General features: G+C 73.3%; 19 protein-coding genes and 2 tRNA genes. 18 read left to right on the top strand and 3 right to left on the bottom strand.

Translation table 11 applies throughout. From position 1 onward, the window contains the following. Positions 1-172: 172 nt before the first annotated feature. Complete coding sequence (locus OO47_RS15665; RefSeq protein WP_030211145.1) at positions 173-1,258, top strand: SCO2583 family membrane protein; 1,086 nt, start codon at positions 173-175, stop codon at positions 1,256-1,258. On the opposite strand, the gene OO47_RS15660 is transcribed toward OO47_RS15665, so the two are convergent. Next, positions 1,243-2,361, bottom strand: coding sequence for a M48 family metallopeptidase (locus OO47_RS15660; protein ID WP_030211143.1), 1,119 nt, complete (start codon positions 2,359-2,361; stop codon positions 1,243-1,245). The two genes, OO47_RS15665 and OO47_RS15660, sit on opposite strands and share 16 nt — an antisense overlap. Positions 2,362-2,489: 128 nt before the next feature. On the opposite strand from OO47_RS15660, the gene OO47_RS15655 reads away from it, so the two are divergent. The 8 genes from OO47_RS15655 (at position 2,490) to OO47_RS15620 (ending at position 7,357) form a co-directional block, all read left to right on the top strand. Then, the gene (locus OO47_RS15655; protein ID WP_030211140.1) at positions 2,490-2,726 is read left to right on the top strand and encodes a hypothetical protein; all 237 of its coding nucleotides are present in this window, start codon (positions 2,490-2,492) and stop codon (positions 2,724-2,726) included. Between the two features lie 83 nt (positions 2,727-2,809). Further along, positions 2,810-2,971, top strand: coding sequence for a hypothetical protein (locus tag OO47_RS37270; protein ID WP_030211138.1), 162 nt, complete (start codon positions 2,810-2,812; stop codon positions 2,969-2,971). A gap of 51 nt (positions 2,972-3,022) precedes the next feature. Further along, the gene (gene nadD, locus OO47_RS15645; protein ID WP_030211136.1) at positions 3,023-3,643 is read left to right on the top strand and encodes a nicotinate-nucleotide adenylyltransferase; all 621 of its coding nucleotides are present in this window, start codon (positions 3,023-3,025) and stop codon (positions 3,641-3,643) included. Positions 3,644-3,662: 19 nt separating this feature from the next. Continuing rightward, the gene (locus tag OO47_RS15640; protein ID WP_030211134.1) at positions 3,663-5,468 is read left to right on the top strand and encodes an LCP family protein; all 1,806 of its coding nucleotides are present in this window, start codon (positions 3,663-3,665) and stop codon (positions 5,466-5,468) included. Positions 5,469-5,597: 129 nt separating this feature from the next. Then, positions 5,598-6,065 (top strand): ribosome silencing factor, encoded by a 468-nt coding sequence (rsfS, locus tag OO47_RS15635; RefSeq protein WP_030211130.1) that lies wholly within the window; start codon positions 5,598-5,600, stop codon positions 6,063-6,065. Beyond that, on the top strand, positions 6,062-6,715 hold the full coding sequence (locus OO47_RS15630) for a histidine phosphatase family protein (protein ID WP_030211126.1): 654 nt from the start codon (positions 6,062-6,064) through the stop codon (positions 6,713-6,715). Before rsfS ends, OO47_RS15630 begins: the two co-directional genes overlap by 4 nt. Before the next feature lie 105 nt (positions 6,716-6,820). Further along, positions 6,821-6,893 (top strand) — tRNA-Ala (locus tag OO47_RS15625). A 230-nt stretch (positions 6,894-7,123) separates the two neighbouring features. Continuing rightward, positions 7,124-7,357: a hypothetical protein gene (locus OO47_RS15620; RefSeq protein WP_030211122.1), complete on the top strand. Its 234-nt coding sequence runs from the start codon at positions 7,124-7,126 to the stop codon at positions 7,355-7,357. Here the strand turns inward: OO47_RS15620 and OO47_RS15615 are convergent. Then, positions 7,336-8,709: a glycosyltransferase 87 family protein gene (locus OO47_RS15615; protein ID WP_078489673.1), complete on the bottom strand. Its 1,374-nt coding sequence runs from the start codon at positions 8,707-8,709 to the stop codon at positions 7,336-7,338. The two genes, OO47_RS15620 and OO47_RS15615, sit on opposite strands and share 22 nt — an antisense overlap. A gap of 121 nt (positions 8,710-8,830) precedes the next feature. Between OO47_RS15615 and OO47_RS15610 the strand changes: the two genes are divergently transcribed. The 8 genes from OO47_RS15610 (at position 8,831) to OO47_RS15575 (ending at position 20,014) form a co-directional block, all read left to right on the top strand. After that, a tRNA-Ala gene (locus tag OO47_RS15610) sits at positions 8,831-8,903 on the top strand. Between the two features lie 287 nt (positions 8,904-9,190). Next, complete coding sequence (gene leuS / locus OO47_RS15605; RefSeq protein WP_030211117.1) at positions 9,191-12,061, top strand: leucine--tRNA ligase; 2,871 nt, start codon at positions 9,191-9,193, stop codon at positions 12,059-12,061. Positions 12,062-12,259: 198 nt separating this feature from the next. Further along, positions 12,260-12,997 (top strand): hypothetical protein, encoded by a 738-nt coding sequence (locus OO47_RS15600; protein ID WP_030211114.1) that lies wholly within the window; start codon positions 12,260-12,262, stop codon positions 12,995-12,997. Between the two features lie 85 nt (positions 12,998-13,082). Beyond that, the gene (locus OO47_RS15595; RefSeq protein ID WP_030211110.1) at positions 13,083-13,928 is read left to right on the top strand and encodes a DegV family protein; all 846 of its coding nucleotides are present in this window, start codon (positions 13,083-13,085) and stop codon (positions 13,926-13,928) included. A 529-nt stretch (positions 13,929-14,457) separates the two neighbouring features. Then, positions 14,458-15,183 carry a helix-hairpin-helix domain-containing protein gene (locus OO47_RS15590; protein WP_051715748.1) on the top strand — a complete coding sequence of 242 codons (726 nt, stop codon included), beginning with the start codon at positions 14,458-14,460 and terminating at the stop codon, positions 15,181-15,183. A 62-nt stretch (positions 15,184-15,245) separates the two neighbouring features. Continuing rightward, on the top strand, positions 15,246-17,966 hold the full coding sequence (locus tag OO47_RS15585; protein ID WP_078489672.1) for a ComEC/Rec2 family competence protein: 2,721 nt from the start codon (positions 15,246-15,248) through the stop codon (positions 17,964-17,966). Positions 17,967-18,039: 73 nt separating this feature from the next. Next, positions 18,040-18,909 carry an arylamine N-acetyltransferase family protein gene (locus OO47_RS15580; protein ID WP_078489671.1) on the top strand — a complete coding sequence of 290 codons (870 nt, stop codon included), beginning with the start codon at positions 18,040-18,042 and terminating at the stop codon, positions 18,907-18,909. Positions 18,910-19,123: 214 nt separating this feature from the next. Then, positions 19,124-20,014, top strand: coding sequence for a YceI family protein (locus tag OO47_RS15575; protein ID WP_030211088.1), 891 nt, complete (start codon positions 19,124-19,126; stop codon positions 20,012-20,014). A gap of 15 nt (positions 20,015-20,029) precedes the next feature. On the opposite strand, the gene OO47_RS15570 is transcribed toward OO47_RS15575, so the two are convergent. Continuing rightward, the gene (locus OO47_RS15570; RefSeq protein WP_399610894.1) at positions 20,030-20,290 is read right to left on the bottom strand and encodes a hypothetical protein; all 261 of its coding nucleotides are present in this window, start codon (positions 20,288-20,290) and stop codon (positions 20,030-20,032) included. Positions 20,291-20,379: 89 nt separating this feature from the next. Between OO47_RS15570 and holA the strand changes: the two genes are divergently transcribed. Continuing rightward, positions 20,380-21,372 (top strand): DNA polymerase III subunit delta, encoded by a 993-nt coding sequence (gene holA, locus OO47_RS15565; RefSeq protein ID WP_030211084.1) that lies wholly within the window; start codon positions 20,380-20,382, stop codon positions 21,370-21,372. Positions 21,373-21,634 lie beyond the last annotated feature (262 nt).

Genomic DNA, 21,634 nt, shown 5'->3' with positions numbered 1-21,634 from the left:
GAATCGGCCCCGGGACCGCCCCGCACCTTCTCCGAGCCCTCGCCGGGCCGTGACCCCGCTGCGTTTCCGTGAGCGCCCCGTCACTCCCCGTGTGACCCCGATGGCGGAATTCCTCGGAACTTGTCGTGTACCTGGGCGTTTACCGAAGCCCCCGCAGACCTACCCTGAAGGTATGGCAGGGCGTGGCGACCCGCCTGAGGGGACACCCGAGGGGTTCCCCGGCGGTGGTGAGGACGAGTACCGATCCGTCGTCTTCGACGAGGCGTTCGTCCGTGCTGCCCACCTTCAGGAGTTCTCGGCCCGGGAGCGGATGGGCGAACACGCCCAGGCCGTCCGCAGCCTCCCCACCGAAACCGCCCGGAGCGGCTCCCGCCAGGCGTTCCTGCTCGTCCTGCTCGTCCTCCTCGCCTTCGGCACCGCCGTCTACCTGGGCGTCCGCAACCCTTACCAGCCCCCCGTCGACCAGCGCGCCGAACCCCTGCGGACCACCCTCGTCCGGCTCGCCCCCCGGGACCCCGTCCCCGGCGGCGAACCCGCGTGGCTCTTCGCCCGCAGCCCGGCCGCCGAGTACCGCGTCGGAGCCGCCGGCGTCAACCTGCCGGTCGCCGGACGCACCACCCACTTCGCCGCGAGCCAGGTCGTCGCCGCCCTCGACATCGCCAGGAAGTACCTCACCGCCTCCTCCCTGGACCCCGAGGTCCTGAGCGGCGCCACCGTGCGGCCCGTACGCCTGCTGCTCGACCCCGACCAGCTGGCGCAGTTCGACCGGAGCGTCGAAACGCCCGCCGACGACGGCCGCCACGCCCTCGCCGCCTGGCTCGTCCGCTTCGACCCCCGGGAGGTCGCCCTCGCGGACCCCGCCGTCCGGGTCCAGGGCACCCTCCGCTTCGAGGAGACCGGACCCGACACCCTGGACGTCACGGCGGACCACACGTACACCTACGCCCTCCGCCCGGCTGCCCGAGGCGCCGGACCGGTGGCCGCGGCGTCCCTCTTCACCGTCCACCGCGTGGTGCACTTCCGCTTCGACCGCGAGGACCTGCGGGCGCACCGCGCCGAGCTCCTGAGCAGCACCTCGGAGGCCGGACCGCAGGCCTGCGACACGGACACCACGGGCTCCCTGAAGCCGCTCCTGGCGGGGGCGCGGGCCGCCGAGGCGGGCGGCGGCCCGGCGGTCACCGACCCGTACGCCACGGACCGGCCCGCCGCCCCCTCGCTGTGCGGAGCGCTGGCCCCGCGGGCTCAGCCCTCGTTCTGACCGTTCCCGGCGTCGCCCCGGGCCTCGTCGTCCCCGGCCGAGGCCTTGCCGCCGTCCGCCTTCGCGGAGCCCTGGCCGCCGAACCGGTTGCGCAGCCGGCCGCCCAGGTCGCCCGCCAGGTCACCGGCGCCGCCGGCTATGTCCCCGACCAGCTTGAACAGCGGATCCTTGCTGTTCCGCACGGTCTCGGCGTAGTGCCCGGCCGACTCGCGGAAGGAGTCCGAGACCGAGGCGTCCTTGTCCTCCGAGCGCTTCGGGTAGTGCCCGTCCATGATCCGCTGGAAGTCCCGGCTCTCCGACCACTTCTTCAGCTCCGCCGCCCGGACGGCCGTGAAGGGGTGCGAGCGCGGCAGCACGTTGAGGATCTTCAGGACCGAGTCCCGCAGGTCCCCGGCCTTCTCGTACTCGTCGGCCTGGGCGAGGAACGCGTCCACGTTCATCTCGTGCAGGTGGTTGCCGCCGGCGATCTTCATCAGACCGCGCATCGAGGCCCGCACGTCCTGCCCGACGAGCAGCCCGGCCCGGTCGGCGGAGAGCTCCGACTTGCGGAACCACTCGCGCAGCGCCGTCACGATGGCCGTGATCGCGACCGTCCCCAGCGGAATCCAGGCGATCTTGAGCGCCAGATTGGTGAGGAACAGCAGGACCGTGCGGTACACGGCGTGCCCGGAGAGGGCGTGCCCCACCTCGTGGCCGACGACGGCCCGCATCTCCTCCTCGTCGAGGAGCTCCACGAGGCCGGTGGTGAGCACGATGATCGGCTCGTCCAGACCGATGCACATCGCGTTGGGCTTCGGGTCCTGCGTCACGTACATCGGCGGGACCTTCTCCAGGTCCAGGATGTAACAGGCGTCCCGCAGCATGTCGTTGAGGTGACTGAACTGCGCGTCGCTCACCCGGACGGAGTCCGAGAGGTAGAGAAGTCGCAGACTGCGCTCCGGCAACAGCCCGCTGAGTGCCTTGAAGGCCGTGTCGAAGCCGCTGAGCTTGCGCAGCGCCACCAGCGCCGAGCGGTCGGCCGGATGCTCGTAGGCCCGCGAGGAGATGCCCGGGAACCGCTTCCGCTGCCTGCTCGGCGCGCTCCCGTGGTCGTTCTCGGTCATGGATGCCCCCTGTTCGTACGAGTCGGTGCTCGTCCCCCTGACTGCCCCCAGACTAGGCGCTGGCGCTACCGTGGGGCGGGGCCTGTGGATAACTCGGGCACCGAGGACGACCGAAGGGCACGACCGACATGCCGGACACAGCCGCCACCATCGACGCCGCGGCCGCCCTGCTCGCCGCCGCCGCGGACCAGGGACCGGGCGACACGCTCCGGACCGTGCTGCTCGCCTCGATCGTGGGCGGGGTCCTGCTCGCCTGGTTCCTGCTGCGCGGCTACCGCACCGGCGACACCGGCGACACGGCCGCCCCGGGCGGGGACGGCACCGCCGGGACGGGCGACAACACGGAGCGCGACGCGAACGCCTGAGTCGGCGTGAGCGCGTCCGGATGCCCCGCATACGATGTGCGCGAAGTCTCCGCTCCCATCCCCGATCGTTAGGTCTGCCGAAGATGAGCCTCCACAGCGCCGCCGCCCACCTGGTCACCCTCGCCGAGGGTGCCGAGCACGGCGGCAACCACGAAAGCCTCAACCCCTACCTCACCGGCTTCGGTGCCCTGGGCGCCCTGCTTCTGCTGCTGTGGATCACCACCCGCTTCAACCGCGACCGCTGAACCGGCACCGCTGATCCGGCGGCCGTCGCCGTGCCAGTAGGCTCTGCACGCATGGGAGAGCAGGAAGTGCCTACTGGCGGGCGCGGCAAGCGCCGACTCGGCGTGATGGGCGGAACCTTCGACCCGATCCACCACGGACACCTGGTGGCGGCCAGCGAGGTCGCCGCCCTGTTCCACCTCGACGAGGTGGTGTTCGTGCCGACCGGGCAACCGTGGCAGAAGAGCCACAAGGCCGTGTCCGCGCCCGAGGACCGCTATCTGATGACGGTCATCGCCACGGCGTCCAACCCGCAGTTCTCGGTCAGCCGGATCGACATCGACCGCGGCGGCGCGACCTACACCATCGACACCCTGCGGGACCTGCGCTCCCTCAACGACGACTCGGACCTCTTCTTCATCACCGGGGCCGACGCGCTGTCGCAGATCCTCACCTGGCGCGACGCGGAGGAACTCTTCTCGCTCGCCCACTTCATCGGCGTCACCCGCCCGGGGCACGACCTCACCGACGACGGGCTGCCCAAGGGAGGGGTCTCGCTCGTCGAGGTCCCCGCGCTCGCCATCTCCTCCACCGACTGCCGGGCGAGGGTCGCGCAGGGCGATCCCGTCTGGTATCTGGTGCCGGACGGCGTGGTGCGCTACATCGACAAGCGCCAGTTGTACCGCGGCCAGTGAGCTTCGGGGAGGGGCACCGGTGAACGACCAGCAGCACCCGTACGATCCGTACCGTCCGCAGCCGCAGATCATCGGCTACGACGAGTACGGACAGCCGGTGTACCAGCAGCCGCAGGCGCAGCAGCAGCCCGCGCAGCACTACGACCCGTACGGTCAGCAGCCTTCGCGGCAGCAGCAACAACAGCAGCAGACGTACGGCTACGACCCCTACGCCCAGCAGCAGCCGCAGCAGGCCCAGCAGCCGCAGCAGCCCTCGTACGACCCGTACGGGCAGCAGGGCTACGCCTACCCCTCCTACGACTCCTACGACGCCGGGACGGGGGCCGGGACCGGACAGCAGTGGGCCGTCCAGCCGCAGCAGCCCCAGACCCAGCCGCAGCACCGTCCTGAGCCGCAGGCCCAGCCGCAGGTCCGGTCCGAGTCCGTCCGGCCGGCCCCCGAGGCCCCGGCCGCGCCCGTCGCCGCCCCGCCCGGCGTCCCCGGCCAGCGCCCCGCCTCCGAACGGTCCGCCCCGGGTCGGACCCCCTCCGAGCGCCCCGCCCCGTCCCGTACGGGCGGCGACGACCGCGAGTACCGCACCGAGCAGTTCTCGTTCATCGAGGAGCCCGACGAGGACTCCGAGGACGTCATCGACTGGCTCAAGTTCACCGAGAGCCGCTCGGAGCGGCGCGAGGAGGCCAGGCGGCGGGGCCGCAACCGGATCGTCGCGCTCGTCGTCGTCCTCGTGCTCGCCGCCGTCGGCGGCGTCGGCTACCTGTGGTCCGCGGGTCTGCTCCCCGGCACCTCCGCCCCCGAGGAGAAGGGGGGTACCGCGACCGGCCCCCAGAAGCGCGACACCATCGTGGTCCACCTCCACGACACCGCGAACGGCGGAACCTCCACCGCCCTCCTCGTGGAGAACGCGACCACCCGCCAGGGCACCACCGTCCTGCTCCCCAACTCCGTCGTCGTCGCCGACGCCGAGGGCTCCGCGACCACCCTCGGCAAGTCGGTCGAGGACGACGGCTCCAGCGGCACCCGGGAGTCGATCGGCAACCTCCTCGGCACCAGGATCACCGGCACCTGGCGCCTGGACACCCCGTACCTGGAGAACCTGGTCGAGGTCGTCAGCGGCATCGAGACCGACACCGACACCGACGTGCCCGCCCCCAAGGGCGGCGAGCCACTCGTCAAGCAGGGCGAGAAGCAGACGCTGAACGGCCGCGCCGCCGTCGCCTACGCCACCTACCGGGCCCCCGGCGAGGCCGACGCCAAGCAGCTCCAGCGCTTCGGTCAGGTCCTGTACGGAGTGCTGCGGAAGATCTCCGACGACCCCGCGGCCGCCACGGTCACCATCGAGACCCTCCAGCAGATCCTCGACCCCTCGCTCCCCGAGAAGGACCTCGGCGCCTCCCTGGCCAAGCTCGCCGAACACGCCAAGGTAGGCGCCTACAAGACGGCCGTGCTCCCGGTGGAGGAGGACGGCGCCCTGACCGACGGCGCGAGCGACAGCGTCGTGAAGGACATCCTCGGAGGCAAGGTCACCGCCCCCGAGGCGGACGGCATCACCCGCGTCTCCCTGAAGGACGGCTCCGGCAGGAACGCCGCCGAGGCGGCCCGGATCGTACTGGCCAACGGCGGCTACGCCATCGTGGGCGCCACCGGGGCACCGGCCCAGGAGAAGTCGCAGGTCCTCTACGGTGACGACGCCCGGAAGGCGGCGGCCGCCGAGGTCGCCAAGACGCTGGGCCTGCCGGACACCTCGGTCCGCAAGGGCGAGACCACGGGGACGGCCGCCGTCACCGTCGTCCTGGGCCGCGACTACAAGGCCTCCGGAGCCGGCTAGGGCCTGTCCGGCGGATCATGGCCGGGGCCGACCGGGGCGCCGCCGGCCGCGCCCCGGAAAAGCCAGACGGCGCCGTCGGCGGTCCGTGAGACCCTGGAGGGGTACTGGACCGCCGACGAAAGCCTGCTTGTGACCGCTACGGACCGTTCCATCGAGCTCGTCAAGACCGCCGCCCAGGCGGCCGCCGACCGGCTCGCGCACGACATCATCGCGTACGACGTCAGCGACGTGCTGTCGATCACCGACGCCTTCCTGCTCGCCTCCGCGCCCAACGACCGCCAGGTCAAGTCGATCGTCGACGAGATCGAGGAGCGACTGCTCAAGGAACTCGGCGCCAAGCCGGTCCGCCGCGAGGGCGACCGCGACGCGCGCTGGATCCTGCTGGACTACGTCGACATCGTCGTCCACGTCCAGCACAGCGAGGAGCGGGTCTTCTACGCCCTGGAGCGGCTGTGGAAGGACTGCCCCGAGCTGGAGCTGCCCGAGGACGCCGTGAAGACCCGTGGCAAGGGCGCCGAGCACGCCGCCCTGACCGGCGTCGACACCTCCGGCCACGCCTCCGGCCTCCCCGACGGACCGGACGGTGAGCTGAGCTGAGCGCCACCAGGGGCGGCACCGGCCGCCGCATCGTCCTCTGGCGCCACGGCCAGACCTCCTGGAACCTGGAGCGGCGCTTCCAGGGCTCGACCGACATCGAGCTGACGGAGACCGGCGTCGCCCAGGCACGCCGGGCCGCACGGCTACTCGCCGCGCTCCAGCCGGACGCCATCGTGGCCTCCGACCTCAAGCGGGCGGCGGCCACCGCCGCCGAGCTCGCCGCGCTCACCGGCCACGACGTCGCCCACGACGCCGCGCTGCGCGAGACGTACGCGGGGGAGTGGCAGGGACTGACCCACGACGAGATCGTGGCGCGGTACGGCGAGCAGTACGCCGCGTGGAAGCGCGGCGAGCCCGTGCGCCGGGGCGGCGGCGAGCTGGAGACCGAGGTGGCCGACCGGGCCGCTCCCGTGGTCCTGGAGCACGCCGACAAGCTCCCGGACAACGGCACGCTCGTCGTGGTCAGCCACGGCGGCACCATCCGTACCACCATCGGCCGGCTCCTGGGCCTGGAGTCCCGGCACTGGGAGAGCCTGGGCGGGCTCTCGAACTGCTGCTGGTCCGTCCTCGGCGAGGGCGCGCGCGGCTGGCGCCTGATGGAGCACAACGCCGGCACACTGCCCGAGCCGGTCCTCGGCGACGACGACTGAGCCCCGTCGAGCCCCGCGGCGGGCCCGCCGGACCCGGATTTCACTTTCCGGCAGGTCACAGGCTAGAGTTCTTCTTGTTCGCAGCGCGGAGCGCGAAGAACACGAGGGGCTATAGCTCAGTTGGTAGAGCGCCTGCATGGCATGCAGGAGGTCAGGAGTTCAATTCTCCTTAGCTCCACAGTCACCGAATCCCGTCCCCACCAGGGGGCGGGATTCGTCGTTTCGCCCCGTTGTGCCGAGTACGCCGGCCCCCTTGCGGAGCCATGGCAGAATCGGACGGCCGGAGGGGGACAGGATCCGGACGGGAGGGTGGCCCACGTGCTCGGCGACAACGGCAGGGTGTCCTGTTGGTGCACGACCAGGTGTACGACGGGGCGCGCGACCTGCGGCCACAGCTGGAGCTGACTGATGGGTGCACACAGGCGGAAGTGCGACTGGTGCGGCAGCGGCACGCCCATCGTGCGCGACATGGATCCCGTCAACCCGGATTTCCAGTACTGGTGCGAGGAGTGCGCTCGGGCGCTGATCATAAAAGGCGACCCGATCGAGACCTACCGCGAGCTGGAGGGGGAGCCGATCTACGGCCGGCTCCTCGACGAGCACTGCACCCTCAAGCGGTTCTACTCCTTCGCCACGGCCTGAGGCTCCCGCTCCGGCGCGGTCCGGGGTTCCTGCTCCGGCGTGACCTGGCGCTCCTGTTCCGGTACGGCCTCCAGGAGCGGCTGCGACGTCCCCGTACCGGTCCCCGTCCCGCGCCCGGCCCCCTCCCCGTGCCCGGCTTCCGTCCCGCGCAGCTTCCGTCGCGTCAGCACGTACCCCGCGAGCAGCACCGTCGTCGTCAGCGGATAGACGGCGGAGAGCAGCATCTGGCCCGCGTTCTGGTCCAGTTCGGGGCGGCCCGGGTCGTGCGGGACCCACCACAGCGCGAACGACGCGAACACCAGGGCCACCGGCCCCGCCACCCGCCACGCGCGCGTGGCGCGGTCCGCGAGCAGGATCAGCAGCGGCACGCACCACACCCAGTGGTGGGACCACGAGATCGGACTGATCATCAGCGCCGTGAACGCGCAGACGACCACCGCCACGGCCCTGTCGCCGCGCAGCGCGGCCCGTACCGCCACCACCATCGCGGCGCAGCCCATGAGGGCCGCCGTCACCGCCCACCACATGCCCGGGTCGTCGGTGTGCATCAGCCGGGCCAGGACGCCGCGGATCGACTGGTTGGCGGTCTCCTCGGCGAAGCCGACCCGGCCCGTTTCGAACAGCGTCTCCGTCCAGAACTTCTTCGAGTCCGCGGGCAGGACGACCGCCACGGCCAGCGTCGTCCCGAGGAACACCCCGGTCGCCGTCGCCGCCGTGCGCAGCCACCAGTTCCACGACCGGTCCCCGCGCCACAGCAGCACGCCCGCGACGAGCAGCAGGACCACGAAGAGCCCCGGTGTGAGTTTCACCGCGGTCGCCAGGCCGATGCCCAGGCCGGCCCAGCGGCTGCCCTCGCGCCGCGTGAGGTCCCAGAGCACCGCCACGGCTATGAGCAGGTTGATCTGGCCGTACCGCAGGGTCGTCCACACCGGCTCGCACCAGACCACCACCGCGGCGATCCAGAACGTCGCGCGCCACAGGTCCGCGCGGGACAGGGACGGGCGGACCAGCTGGACCGACAGCTGGACCAGGGTGACCACCAGGAGCAGGTTCCCCCCGGTGGTGAGCGTCCGCATCAGCGGAACGCCCACCAGGGTCAGCGGGACGAACAGCAGGGCCGCGAAGGGCGGGTACGTCATGCCGAGGTTCGCCGAGGTGGCGCGCATCGCGTACAGGTCGCCGCCGGCCCGGACCGTCTCGCCCTCGGCCCGGTAGACCATCACGTCGAGCATGTTCACGTGGGCGAGGCGTTGCGCCACCCAGAATGCCGCGAACGAGAGCAGGCAGACCGCCGCGGCGGTGACCAGGGGCCACGGCCGGGCACGGGTTTTCGAGAGCACGGAGACGGACACAGTCGGCGACCCTACCCGGCGGCCCGGAGGGGCCCCGGTAATCGATTTGGAGATCTGCCGGGGAGCCGGTTAATGTTCTGTCTGTCGCCGCGAGGGAAACCGGAACGGAGACGGAAAGCAAGGGGCTATAGCTCAGTTGGTAGAGCGCCTGCATGGCATGCAGGAGGTCAGGAGTTCAATTCTCCTTAGCTCCACAGGAACTCCACGGATCTTCGTGGAGGAGAAAGCGGGCCACCCGGATCGGGTGGCCCGCTTTCTCGTGTCCCGCCCCTGGAACGCCGGTGCGGCCCGCGCGGCCGCTGCGGTACCCTGGCGCCATGCGTGCCGTACGCCTCCTGCTTACCGAGCCGCGCTGACCAGTCCCGACGGACGACAGACGTTCCGTCGGAGTCGGCGCGGCATCCCCTCCTGTGCGAGGGGATTTTTCGTTTCGGGCAGTCAGTGGCCGTGGGCAGAGACGATCGATGGAGCTTCAAGGACCATGACCGAGATCAATACGGCCGCCGAGACGGCGGCCCCGCATCGCTACACGGCGGCCATGGCCGCCGACATCGAGGCACGCTGGCAGGACTTCTGGGACGCCGAGGGCACCTACGAGGCCCCGAACCCCACCGGTGACCTGGCGGGCGATCCCGCGGTCGCCGCGCGCCCCAAGAAGTTCATCATGGACATGTTCCCGTACCCCTCGGGCGCGGGACTGCACGTCGGCCACCCGCTGGGCTACATCGCGACGGACGTCTTCGCCCGCCACGCGCGCATGACCGGCCACAACGTGCTGCACACCCTGGGCTTCGACGCCTTCGGCCTGCCGGCCGAGCAGTACGCCGTGCAGACGGGCACGCACCCGCGGGTGTCCACCGAGGCCAACATGGAGAACATGAAGGTCCAGCTGCGCCGGCTGGGCCTGGGCCACGACAAGCGCCGGTCGTTCGCCACGATCGACCCGGAGTACTACAAGTGGACCCAGTGGATCTTCCTGCAGATCTTCAACTCCTGGTACGACACGGAGGCCGGGAAGGCCCGTCCGATCGCCGAGCTGGTCGAGCAGTTCGCCGACGGCACCCGTGAGGTCCCCGGCACCACGCGCGCGTGGAGCGAGCTGAACGCCGCCGAGCGCGCCGACGTCCTGGGCGAGTACCGCCTGGCGTACGCCTCCGACGCGCCGGTCAACTGGTGCCCCGGCCTGGGCACCGTCCTGGCCAACGAGGAGGTCACCGCCGACGGGCGCTCCGAGCGCGGCAACTTCCCCGTCTTCAAGTCCAAGCTGCGCCAGTGGAACATGCGGATCACCGCCTACGCGGACCGCCTGCTGGACGACCTGGACGCGCTGGACTGGCCCGAGGCCATCAAGCTGCAGCAGCGGAACTGGATCGGCCGCTCCGAGGGCGCCCGCGTCGACTTCCAGGTCGGCGACGCCGGGTCCATCACCGTCTTCACCACCCGCCAGGACACCCTGTTCGGCGCCACCTACATGGTCCTGGCGCCCGAGCACGACCTGGTCGAGAGGATCGTCCCGGCCGCCTGGCCCGAGGGCACCCACGACGTGTGGACCGGTGGCCACGCCACCCCCGCCGAGGCCGTCGACGCCTACCGCAAGCAGGCCGCCTCCAAGTCCGACGTGGAGCGCCAGGCCGAGGCCAAGGACAAGACCGGCGTCTTCACCGGCGCGTACGCGACCAACCCGGTCAGCGGCGAGCGGGTCCCGGTCTTCATCGCCGACTACGTCCTGATGGGCTACGGCACCGGCGCCATCATGGCCGTCCCGGCGCACGACAGCCGCGACTTCGCCTTCGCGCGCGCCTTCGAGCTGCCGATGCGCTGCGTCGTGGAGCCCTCGGACGACCGCGGCACCGACCCGTCCACCTGGGACGACGCCTTCGCCTCCTACGAGGCGAAGCTGGTGAACTCCGCCAACGACGAGATCTCCCTGGACGGCCTGGGCGTCACCGAGGCCAAGGCGAGGATCACCACCTGGCTGGCCGACCGGGGCATCGGCGAGGGCACGGTCAACTTCCGGCTGCGCGACTGGCTGTTCAGCCGCCAGCGGTACTGGGGCGAGCCCTTCCCGATCGTCTACGACGAGGACGGCGTCGCCCACTCGCTGCCCGAGTCGATGCTGCCGCTGGAGCTGCCGGAGGTGGACGACTACTCGCCGCGCACCTTCGACCCGGACGACGCGGACACCCGCCCGGAGACCCCGCTGTCCCGCAACGAGGACTGGGTGAACGTCACCCTGGACCTGGGCGACGGCCCCAAGAAGTACCGCCGCGAGACCAACACCATGCCCAACTGGGCCGGTTCCTGCTGGTACGAGCTGCGCTACCTGGACCCGCACAACTCCGAGAAGCTGGTCGACCCGGCCGTCGAGCAGTACTGGATGGGTCCCCGCGAGGGCATGCCGACCGGCGGCGTCGACCTGTACGTCGGCGGCGCCGAGCACGCCGTGCTGCACCTGCTGTACGCGCGCTTCTGGTCCAAGGTCCTGTTCGACCTGGGCCACGTCTCCTCGGCCGAGCCCTTCCACAAGCTGTACAACCAGGGCATGATCCAGGCCTTCGTCTACCGGGACGCGCGCGGGATCGCCGTGCCGGCGGCCGAGGTCGAGGAGCGCGACGGCGGCTTCTGGTACCAGGGCGAGAAGGTCTCCCGCGTCCTGGGCAAGATGGGCAAGTCCCTGAAGAACGCCGTGACGCCGGACGAGATCTGCGCCGAGTACGGCGCCGACACCCTGCGCCTGTACGAGATGGCGATGGGCCCGCTGGACGTGTCCCGCCCCTGGGACACGCGCGCGGTGGTCGGCCAGTACCGGCTGCTGCAGCGGCTGTGGCGCAACATCGTCGACGAGTCGACCGGCGAGGTCACCGTGGTCGACGCCGAGCCCGACGAGGACACGCTGCGCGCCCTGCACAAGGCGATCGACGGCGTCGCGCAGGACATGGCCGCGATGCGCTTCAACACCGCCATCGCCAAGATCACCGAGCTGAACAACCACCTGACCAAGTCCGGCGGCGCGGTCTCCCGCACGGTCGCCGAGCGACTGGTGCTGCTGGTCGCCCCGCTGGCCCCGCACATCGCCGAGGAGCTGTGGCGCCGGCTGGGCCACACCGAGTCGGTCGTCCACCAGGACTTCCCGGTCGCCGACCCGGCGTACGTCGTGGACGAGACCGTGACCTGCGTCGTGCAGATCAAGGGCAAGGTCAAGGCCCGCCTGGAGGTCTCCCCGTCGATCACGGACGCGGACCTGGAGGCCCTGGCCCTGGCCGACCCGCACGTGGTCTCGGCCCTGGGCGGTGCCGAGATCCGCAAGGTGATCGTGCGCGCGCCGAAGCTGGTCAACATCGTCGCGGGCTAGGGAACGGCTGACGTGCGGTCGGTGAGGCGTGATCGCCGGCGCGCGCGGCGGCTGATGCGCGACCGGTGACCGACCGCGCATAGGGGTTTCCCCTACGGGCAGGTTGGGGGTTCCGATGGAACCCCCGGCCTGCCCGTTCCGTTTACCGTGGAGGAACCACAATCGTGTGGTGAGTCGACCGATGCCGGAGGGGCGCCCATGGAAGCCGCGATTCTCACGATCATGGCGCTGCTCTTCGTCGCCTTCGTGGCGCTCGGGGTGTATGCCGCCGTGAAGGTGACGAAGGCCGCCAAGCGCGGTGTCGACCGCACCCTGGACCAGGCCCGGCGCACGGTCGAGGACACCACGCTGCGGGCCAAGAGCTTCGGCCAGGCCGGGGCCGCGGGCGAGCTGGCCCGGCTGCGGCTCTCGCTGCGCACCTCGATGCGCGCCACGCAGGAGGCCCTGCAGGCGGGAGTCGGCCAGGACGCCTCGCTGAAGGAGTCGCTCGACCTGTTCAACCGGCTCAGCGCGCACGGCCTCGAACTCGACGCGGACCTCAAGCGCCTGGAGCGGGAGCCCGACCGGGCGTGGGTGGCCGGACAGCTCCCCGAACTCACCGCGCGGACCGAGCGGATCACGAGCTCGGCCGACGCGCTGCGCCGCGCCGCCCGGGACCGGGCCCTGCGGTTCGCCGAGGACGACCTGTCGACGCTCAGCGCCCAGATCGACGTCGAGGCCGGAGCCCTGCGCCACTGGACCGACCCGGAGCCCGCGCCGGACGCGGCCTCCGCCGGCACGGAGGAGCGGGGACGCCCTGCCGGCACCCCCACCGGGGCCACCGGCCGGGCGGCGGACGCCGGGCCCCGGAGCGAGCCGTCCGCGATCACGGGGCCCGACCCCCGGCTGACCGCGTACCCCTGGGAGAAGTCGACCCGCCCGGAGACCACCACCTGACGCCACGATCGTCCCGGGGCCTGCCCGGCGGCTCGTCGGGGGGCCGGGCTGCCGTGCGGGGGCTCCTGCGGGTAACCTCCCGCTCATGTCCCGGCATGTCGCGATCGTCACCGATTCCACGGCCTACCTGCCACCCCGGACGACGGAGCGGCACGGCATCACCACGGTCCCGCTGACCGTCGTCATCGGCGACCGCGCCCTCCAGGAGGGCACGGAGATCTCGGCCGGGGCCCTGGCCCAGGCCCTCCAGAAGCGGCGGTCCGTCACCACCTCCCGTCCCAGCCCCGAGGTCTTCGCGGAGACCTACCGCGAGGCCGCCGGGGCCGGTGCGCGGGGCATCGTCTCGCTCCATCTGTCCGCCGAGGTCTCCGGGACCTACGACGCGGCCGTCCTCGCCGCGAAGGACGCCCCCGTGCCGGTACGCGTGGTGGACACCCGCATGATGGGAATGGCGCTGGGCTTCTGCGCCCTGGAGGCGGCACGGACCGTGGAGGCCGGGGGCTCGCTCGACGAGGCGGTCGCGGCGGCCGAGAAGCGCGCCGCCGGGATCTCCGCCTTCTTCTACGTCGACACCCTGGACTACCTGCGCCGGGGCGGGCGCATCGGCACCGCGCAGGCGCTCCTCGGCTCGGCGTTCGCGGTGAAGCCCCTCCTCGAACTCGACGGCGGGCGGATCGAGCTGCGGGAGAAGGTGCGGACGGCCTCGAAGGCCATCGCGCGCCTGGAGGAGATCGCGGTGGAGCGGGCCGGCTCCGGGGCCGTCGACATCGCCGTGCACCACCTGTCCGCGCCGGAGCGTGCCGCCACGCTCGCCGGCCGGCTCAGGGAGCGCATCCCGGGGATCGGGGAGTTCCACGTCAGCGAAGTGGGCGCGGTCATCGGCGCCCACACGGGACCCGGGCTCCTGGCGGTCGTCGTCTCGCCCCGCTGAGCCCCCGGGCCGTGCGTCGGTCGTGCGTCGGTCGTGAGTCCGTCGTGGGCCCGTCGTGCGTCCGTCGCCCGTGAGGGTGACGGAGTTTTCCACAGCGGGGCCGCTGTCCACCGACCCGGGATGAGCCCGGCACGGGGTGTCCGCGATCCCTACCGTCACGTGCATGACGATTCGTACATCCATCGCATCGAGCACCACCGCCGCCACCACCGCCGTCGGTACCACGGACATCGACACGGATACGGATACGGCTGCCCCTGGGGCGGTGAGGACGTCTCGCGGTCCGACGAGCGGGCCCGGGAGGGCAGCCGGTTCGGACGGACGGGGTCGTTCCGGAGGGCGCGGTTCGCCTCCCGGGCGAGGACGGCGGCGCATCCGGGCCGGACGGCCGTCCGACGTGCCCGGAGGTGTCGTACGGCGGCGGGGGGACGCCCTGTTCCCGACGGAGCCGCCCACCGGGGCGGAGACGGCCGAGACCCCGGGACGGACCGCTCTACCTGCCCCTCCGCCCGGGGTGCGGGAGCGGCTGGTGGCGGGGGCCCGCGACCGGCTCCCGTTGTGGGTGCAGACGCGGTGCGGGCTGGAGCCGAGGACGCTGGCCGCGCTGACGGTGGTCCTGTTCGTGGCCGCGGGGCTCGCGGGCGGTTACTTCTGGACGGGCCGGCCGGAGCCGGTGCGCGCCCCCGAACTCGTCCGGGCCGCCCCCGCGACGGTCGCGTCCACCGGGCGGTCAGGGCCGGAGCCGGAGGCCCGGGAGGAGGTGGGACCGCCACCCGTCCCGCCCGTCCCGCCCGTCCCGTCCGTGTCCTCCGGCGGGGAGGTCGTCGTCGACGTGGGCGGGAAGGTGCGCAGGCCGGGCGTACTGACCCTGCCCGCGGGGTCGCGGGTGGCGGACGCCCTGCGGGCGGCGGGCGGGGTGCGGTCCGGCGCCGACCTCACCGGGATCAACCGGGCGCGTGTCCTGTCCGACGGCGAACAGGTCCTGGTCGACGTGCCGGGGGCGCAGGTCGCCGCGCCGGGTCCCGGGAGCGGGGGAGCGGCTGGAGGGGGAGATGCTCCGGGGACGCCGGTGAGCCTCAACACGGCCACGGTGGAACAGCTCGACACGCTTCCGGGCGTCGGGCCGGTCCTCGCCCAGCACATCGTCGACCACCGCACGGAACACGGCGGCTTCCGGTCGGTGGCCGAACTGCGGGAGGTCAGTGGCATCGGCGAGCGGCGGTTCGCCGACCTCGAACCACTGGTCCGGCCGTGAAGCGGGGCGGGGAGCCGGCCGAGAGGACGGAAGCGGGGACGGGGACGAGGGCAGGAACGGGGATGGAGGGGGAGACAGGGAGAGAGGCGGAGACGGGGAGAGAAGCGGAGACAGGTGCGGAGGCGGAGCCGAGGGGGCCGGACCGGGGGGAAGGGCCGGCCGATCTGCGGCTCGTTCCCCTCGCGGCGGCGGCCTGGGCGGCGGCGGCCTGGGCCGTGGGCGTCCCCGGGTGGTGGGCGGTGGCCGGTGTCACGGCCTGTCTGGCGGGGGCGGCGGTCCTGCTGGTCCGGGGAGCGGCCTGGCGGCGGGGAGGACCGGAAGGGATACGGGGCGCGGTCCGGCGGCGCGGAGGTTCCGGGGAGGTCCCTGGGGTGGCAGGGCGGCGCGGAGGTTCCGAGGGCGGTCGTGGGGCCGCTCCGCCGGGTGGCTTCGGCGGACGGCGGTTGCGGGTCACCGCGTGGGCCGGGGTCCTGCTGTGTGCCGCGGCCGGGGCCGCGTCGGCGGGGCTGCACACGGCTGACCTGCGGCGCGGGCCCGTGCCGGTCCTCGCCGAGGAGTACGCGCGGGCGCGCTTCGAGGTGGCGGTGACCTCCGATCCGCGGCTCACCCGGCCCAAGGTGCGGGGCAACGCCATGGCCCCGGTCTCGGTCGTCCTGAACGGCGAGGTGACCCGGGTCGAGCGGTCGGACGGCACGGCCCACCGGACCCGGGCGCCCGTCCTGCTGATCGTGCCGCCGGGGGAGGGGCGTGAGGCGTGGCTGCGGCTCCTGCCCTCCACCCGGCTGAGGGTCGGCGGCCGGCTCGCGCCGCCGGCGCACCCGGGCGAACCGTTCGCGGCGGTGCTCAAGGCCGACGGTTCGGCCCCGCCACAGGTCGTGGGCCGGCCGACCGCGCCGCAGCGGGCGGCGGGGGAGCTGCGCGCGGGGCTGCGGAGGGCCACCGAGGGGCTCGACCCCGACGCGCGGGCCCTGCTGCCCGGGCTGGTCGTCGGGGACACCTCCCGGGTCGGCCCCGAGCTGCGGGACGCCTTCGAAGCCACCGACCTCACGCACTTGTTGGCGGTGTCCGGAAGCAACCTCACCGTCGTGCTGCTCCTCCTCGTCGGGCGGCCCGGGCGGGCGCACCGGGCGGAGCGGGGCGGGCTCGCACCCCGGCTCGGGCTGTCGCTGCGGGTCACGGCGGTGGCCGGGGGAGGGCTGACGCTCGCCTTCGTGATCGTCTGCCGGCCCGACCCGAGCGTGCTGCGCGCCGCCGCCTGCGGCCTCGTCGCGCTGCTCGCGATCGGTACGGGACGCAGGAGATCGCTGGTCCCCGCACTGGCCGCCGCCGTCCTCGTCCTGGTGCTCCACGACCCCTGGCTCGCGCGGAGTTACGGGTTCCTGCTCTCGGTCCTGGCCACGGGGGCGCTGCTGACGATCGCTCCCCGGTGGAGCGACGCCCTGCGGCGGCGCGGGGTGCCCGGCCGGTTGGCGGAGGCGCTGGCCGCCGCCCTGGCGGCGCAGGCGGTGTGCGCTCCGGTCGTGGCGGTCTTCGCGGCCCGGGTCAGCCTGGTCGCGATCCCGGCGAACCTCTTCGCCGAACTCGCCGTGGCGCCCGCGACGGTGTGCGGGTTCGGAGCGCTGGCCCTGGCGGCGATCTGGATGCCGGCGGCGGAGGGCCTGGCGTGGGTGGCGGGATGGCCGGTCCGGTGGATCGCGTGGGTGGCCCGCACCGGGAGCGCGCTGCCGGGGGCGGAGCTGGCCTGGCCCGGCGGATGGTGGGGCGGGCTAGCCCTCGCGCTGCTCACCGCGACCGTGGTCGTCGGGGCGCGCAGGCTGCCGCACCGGGGTGTGCTCGGCGTCCTCGTCGTCGGCCTGCTCCTGCTCGCCGTGGTGCGGCCGGCGCCGCTGGCAAGGTGGGCCACCGGATGGCCGCCGCCGGACTGGGTGTTCGCGATGTGTCAGGTGGGCCAGGGGGACGCGACCGTGCTCGCGGCGGGCGGGGACTCCGCCGTCGTGGTGGACGCGGGGCCCGACCCCGTGCCGGTGGACCGCTGCCTGCGCGAACTCGGGGTGAGACGGGTGCCGTTGCTGGTGCTCACCCACTTCCACGCGGACCACGTGGCCGGGCTCCCGGGAGTGCTGCGGGGGCGGTCGGTGGGGGCGATCCAGACGACGGGGCTCGAAGAACCACCCGCCCAGGCGGCGTTCGTGCGGCGGACGGCGGCCGCGGCCGGGGTGCCGGTGATCCGCGCCGGGCCGGGGGAGCGGCGGAGGATCGGGGCCCTGGAGTGGCGGGTCCTCTGGCCGTGGCCGGTGGCCGGGAGGTCCCCGGGAGCCATGGTCGCCGGGAGGGCCCCGGGAGCCATGGCCGCCGGGAGGGCCCCGGGGGCTGTGGACGCCGGGTGGGTCCCGGGAGTCGGGGGGCCCTTCGAGGGGCCCAACGACGCCAGTGTCGCGCTGCTCGTCCGTGCGGTCGGAGGGGTGAGCCTGCTGCTCCTCGGGGACCTGGAGCCGCCGGCGCAGCGGGCGCTGCTGCGGGTCCATCCGGGCCTCGCGCCCGTGGACGTCCTCAAGGTCGCCCACCACGGGTCCGCGCACCAGGACCCGGCGCTGACGCGGGCCGTGCGGCCCAGGATCGCGCTCGTGTCGGCCGGCCGGGACAACCCGTACGGCCATCCGTCGCCCCGGACGCTGGAGGCGCTGCGGGACGGCGGGGCGCGGGTGCTGCGGACCGACCGGGACGGGGCGATCGCGGTGACGGGGGCGGGGAGGGGGCTCACGGCAGTAGCGAAGGGCGGGTGAACTCCCCGTACGGGAAGGGGAATCGGTGGCGCGAAGGGCCGGGTCGGGGGGCGGGAGGCGGCAGACTGTTCGTATGACCACACAGCCGGCACCCGCCGTCCCGTCCGAGCCCCCGGCGACGCAGGGGCCTACCGCGCAGCCCGTGCCCTTCGTTCCCGCCCCCTCCGAGGTCGAGGCCTATCTGCGCCGCATCGGGGCGGAGCGGCCGGTGCGCGCGGACGCCGCCGCGCTGCGCGAGCTGCACCTGCGCCACCTGCGGACCGTGCCGTTCGAGAACCTCTCGATCCACCTCGGCGAGCCCGTCGTCCTGGACGGGAAGGCGCTCCTCGACAAGGTGGTCGGCGCGCGCAGGGGCGGCTTCTGCTACGAGATCAACACGGCGTTCGCCGTCCTGCTGAGGGGGCTCGGGTACGGGGTCGAGCTGCTTCAGGCACGGGTCGTCGGGGAGGGAGGGAAGCCGGGCATCCCGTACGACCACATGGCGCTGCGGGTGGAGACGGCGGAGGGGGAACGGTGGCTGGCCGACGTCGGGTTCGGCGACCACAGCCACTTCCCGCTGGCCTTCGACGCGCGCGACGACCAGGAGGACCCGGGCGGTGTCTTCCGGATCGCGGAGACCTCCGACGGCGACCTGGAGGTGCTGCGGGACGGGAAGCCCCAGTACCTGGCGGAGACCCGGCCGCGCGAGCTCGCCGACTTCACGGCCGGGGCCTGGTACCACCGGACCTCGCCCGACTCGCACTTCACGCGCTCCCTCATCTGCTCCCGGCTCACCGAGGAGGGCGGCCGGATCACCCTCAGCGGCAGGAAGCTGATCGCCAGCGCCCACGGCGAGCGCGACGAGCGGATCCTCGGCGGGGACGACGAGGTGCGGAAGGCGTACCGGGAGCTGTTCGGCATCGAGCTCGACGCGCTGCCCGTCGTCCCGCCGCCGACCACGTAGCCCGCCGCCGGCCACGTAGCCCGGCGCCGGCCGAGTGGCCCGCCGCCCGCCGTGCGATCCGTCGTGTCGCAGCCCTTCGTACGGGGAAGAGAGCGTCAATTCGGACTCCCGGTAACACTTGCCGACACTTGCTCCGGTTTGCCTCGAACGCCCCAGCAGTGATCGAATGCGACTTCGTTGCACAATGAACGAGTCGCACGGGGGTGCGTGAAGAATGTTCGATCGTCTCTTCGGGAAGCACGGAGGGAACGCCGCGCGGGGCGGACCGCTCGCCGGCCTCACCGTCCCGTCCTCGGCGGGAGTGCTCAGCTGCCGGGTGCTCGACCCCGTGCACGAGCCCGTCCGGCAGGCCGAGTTCGTCGTCAGCGACACGGCGGGACGCAAGGTGCTGGCCGGGGAGACCGACCCGTACGGCACCGCGCTCGCGACCGTGCCGGCCGGCGAGTACCGGCTCGCGGTCACCGCCGAGGGCTACACGCCGCACCACGGCACCGCCGTCGTCGCCGAGGGCGTCCACACCGGCCTCGGCGACGTCATGCTCCAGGTCGCTCCGCAGCCCCCGCTCCCGGAGCCGGGCGACTGGGAGATCGACCCGGCGCACTCGCAGATCGGGTTCACGGCGCGCCACATCGGACTGGCCCGGATCCACGGCCGGTTCAACGGCTTCGCGGGCGCGGTCCGCATCGCCGACCGCATGGAGCACTCCGCGATGCACGTCGTCATCGACGCCGCCTCCATCGACACCGGGGTGCGGATGCGCGACGACCACCTGCGCTCGGGCGACTTCCTCGACGTCGGGAAGTATCCGACGCTGGAGTTCCACAGCGAGCGCTTCACCCACCGGGGCGCCAGCCGCTGGGCCGTCACCGGGGCGCTCACCCTCCACGGGGTGAGCCGCACGGTCACCCTCGACACCCGGTACCTGGGCCTCGGGAGCGGCCTGGAGGGCGAGACCCGGTGCGCCTGCCGCGCCACCACCGAGCTCCACCGCGAGGACTTCACCCTCACCTGGCAGACGCTGCTCGCGCGCGGCATCGCGGCCGTCGGGTCCAGCATCAGCATCGACCTCGACGTCCAGATCGTGCCCAAGAAGCCGGGGAGCTGACGGGGCCGGGGAAGGTCAGGGGGCCTCCAGCCAGCCCTCGTACTCGGCGGCCAGGCCGTCGAGGGCCGCCGGGTCGAGCCGGCCGTCCGGGTCCTCGACGACCACCAGCCACTGCGCGTCCTCGGCGTCGTCCTCCCCGGCCAGGGCGTCCCGGACGAGCTGCGGTTCCTCGGCGACCCCGAAGCGGTCGGGAAGCTCCTCGGCGACCTCCTCGGCCGCGTCGCGGTCGGGGAGCACCAGTACGTGTCGTTCGCTCACCCCGTCATTCTCGGGCATGGGCGCGGGCATGGGCACGGGCGCGACCGCCGGCGGACGCGGTCGCCGGTGGGCGCGGCTGTCAGCGGCCCGTGGGATGCTGGACCGCGATGGCCACCAGGAAGACTTCCCCCGACGACCTCCTCGGTCCCGTGACGCTCGCCGTGGGACAGGAGGACCTGCTCCTCGACCGCGCCGTCCAGGAGGTGGTGGCGGCCGCCCGCGCCGCCGACGCCGACACGGACGTGCGCGACCTCGCTCCCGACCAGCTCCAGCCCGGGGCGCTCGCGGAGCTCACCAGCCCCTCGCTCTTCGCCGAGCGCAAGGTCCTGATCGTGCGGAACGCCCAGGACCTCTCCGCCGACACGGTCAAGGACGTCAAGGCCTACCTCGGCGACCCGATCGAGGACATCTCCCTCGTCCTGCTCCACGCGGGCGGGGCCAAGGGCAAGGGCCTGCTCGACGCCGCGCGCAAGGCGGGGGCGCGGGAGGTGGCCTGCCCGAAGACGACCAAGCCGGCGGAACGGCTGACGTTCGTGCGGCAGGAGTTCCGGGCGCTCGGGCGCTCGGCCACGCCGGAGGCCTGCCAGGCCCTGGTCGACGCGATCGGCAGCGACCTGCGCGAGCTCGCCTCCGCCGTCACGCAGCTCACCTCCGACGTGGACGGGACGATCGACGAGGCCGTCGTCGGGCGGTACTACACGGGCCGCGCCGAAGCCTCCTCCTTCAACGTCGCCGACCGCGCCGTCGAGGGGCGGGCGGCGGAGGCCCTGGAGGCCCTGCGCTGGTCGCTCTCCACCGGGGTCGCGCCTGTGCTGATCACCAGCGCGCTCGCCCAGGGCGTGCGGGCCATCGGCAAGCTCTCCTCGGCCCGGGGCGGCCGCCCCGCCGACCTCGCGCGGGAGCTGGGCATGCCGCCCTGGAAGATCGACCGCGTACGGCAGCAGATGCGCGGCTGGACCCCGGACGGGGTCTCGCTGGCCCTGCGCGCGGTCGCCGAGGCGGACGCGGGCGTGAAGGGCGGGGGCGACGACCCCGAGTACGCCCTGGAGAAGGCGGTCGTCGCGGTGGCCCGGGCGGCGAGGACGCGCCGGGACGTCTGACCGGGCCCGGCGTCCGGGACAGGGCGCCCGGGACAGGGACGCCCGCCCCGTCCCGTACACGTATACGTAGACGCACGAGGGACACCTGCCGCACACGGCAGGGCCCGTCGTACGAAGAAGGCCCTGTCGCCTCCTGGGGAAGGAGGCGACAGGGCCTTCGACGTTCGATCAAGTGGGCTCGCACCCGCGTGGCGAACGCGTCCGCGCGCGAGTCCGGGGTGGCCGGGCGGGAGCGGGAGAGAGGGCCCGCTGGGTCCCGTAC

This window comes from Streptomyces bikiniensis (genome assembly GCF_000716625.1).
Lineage (GTDB): Bacteria > Actinomycetota > Actinomycetes > Streptomycetales > Streptomycetaceae > Streptomyces > Streptomyces bikiniensis.
Note: the sequence above shows the minus strand (reverse complement) of the source record. Positions and strands in the feature narration are given on the sequence as shown.

What these genes read in the sequence shown, in the direction of transcription:
- OO47_RS15665 (WP_030211145.1), top strand. Translation starts at nt 173, where the DNA reads ATGGCAGGGCGTGGCGACCCGCCTGAGGGGACACCCGAGGGGTTCCCC.
- OO47_RS15660 (WP_030211143.1), bottom strand. Translation starts at nt 2,361, where the DNA reads ATGACCGAGAACGACCACGGGAGCGCGCCGAGCAGGCAGCGGAAGCGG.
- OO47_RS15655 (WP_030211140.1), top strand. Translation starts at nt 2,490, where the DNA reads ATGCCGGACACAGCCGCCACCATCGACGCCGCGGCCGCCCTGCTCGCC.
- OO47_RS37270 (WP_030211138.1), top strand. Translation starts at nt 2,810, where the DNA reads ATGAGCCTCCACAGCGCCGCCGCCCACCTGGTCACCCTCGCCGAGGGT.
- nadD (WP_030211136.1), top strand. Translation starts at nt 3,023, where the DNA reads ATGGGAGAGCAGGAAGTGCCTACTGGCGGGCGCGGCAAGCGCCGACTC.
- OO47_RS15620 (WP_030211122.1), top strand. Translation starts at nt 7,124, where the DNA reads ATGGGTGCACACAGGCGGAAGTGCGACTGGTGCGGCAGCGGCACGCCC.
- leuS (WP_030211117.1), top strand. Translation starts at nt 9,191, where the DNA reads ATGACCGAGATCAATACGGCCGCCGAGACGGCGGCCCCGCATCGCTAC.
- OO47_RS15600 (WP_030211114.1), top strand. Translation starts at nt 12,260, where the DNA reads ATGGAAGCCGCGATTCTCACGATCATGGCGCTGCTCTTCGTCGCCTTC.
- OO47_RS15595 (WP_030211110.1), top strand. Translation starts at nt 13,083, where the DNA reads ATGTCCCGGCATGTCGCGATCGTCACCGATTCCACGGCCTACCTGCCA.
- OO47_RS15585 (WP_078489672.1), top strand. Translation starts at nt 15,246, where the DNA reads ATGGAGGGGGAGACAGGGAGAGAGGCGGAGACGGGGAGAGAAGCGGAG.
- OO47_RS15580 (WP_078489671.1), top strand. Translation starts at nt 18,040, where the DNA reads ATGACCACACAGCCGGCACCCGCCGTCCCGTCCGAGCCCCCGGCGACG.
- OO47_RS15575 (WP_030211088.1), top strand. Translation starts at nt 19,124, where the DNA reads ATGTTCGATCGTCTCTTCGGGAAGCACGGAGGGAACGCCGCGCGGGGC.
- OO47_RS15570 (WP_399610894.1), bottom strand. Translation starts at nt 20,290, where the DNA reads ATGCCCGAGAATGACGGGGTGAGCGAACGACACGTACTGGTGCTCCCC.
- holA (WP_030211084.1), top strand. Translation starts at nt 20,380, where the DNA reads ATGGCCACCAGGAAGACTTCCCCCGACGACCTCCTCGGTCCCGTGACG.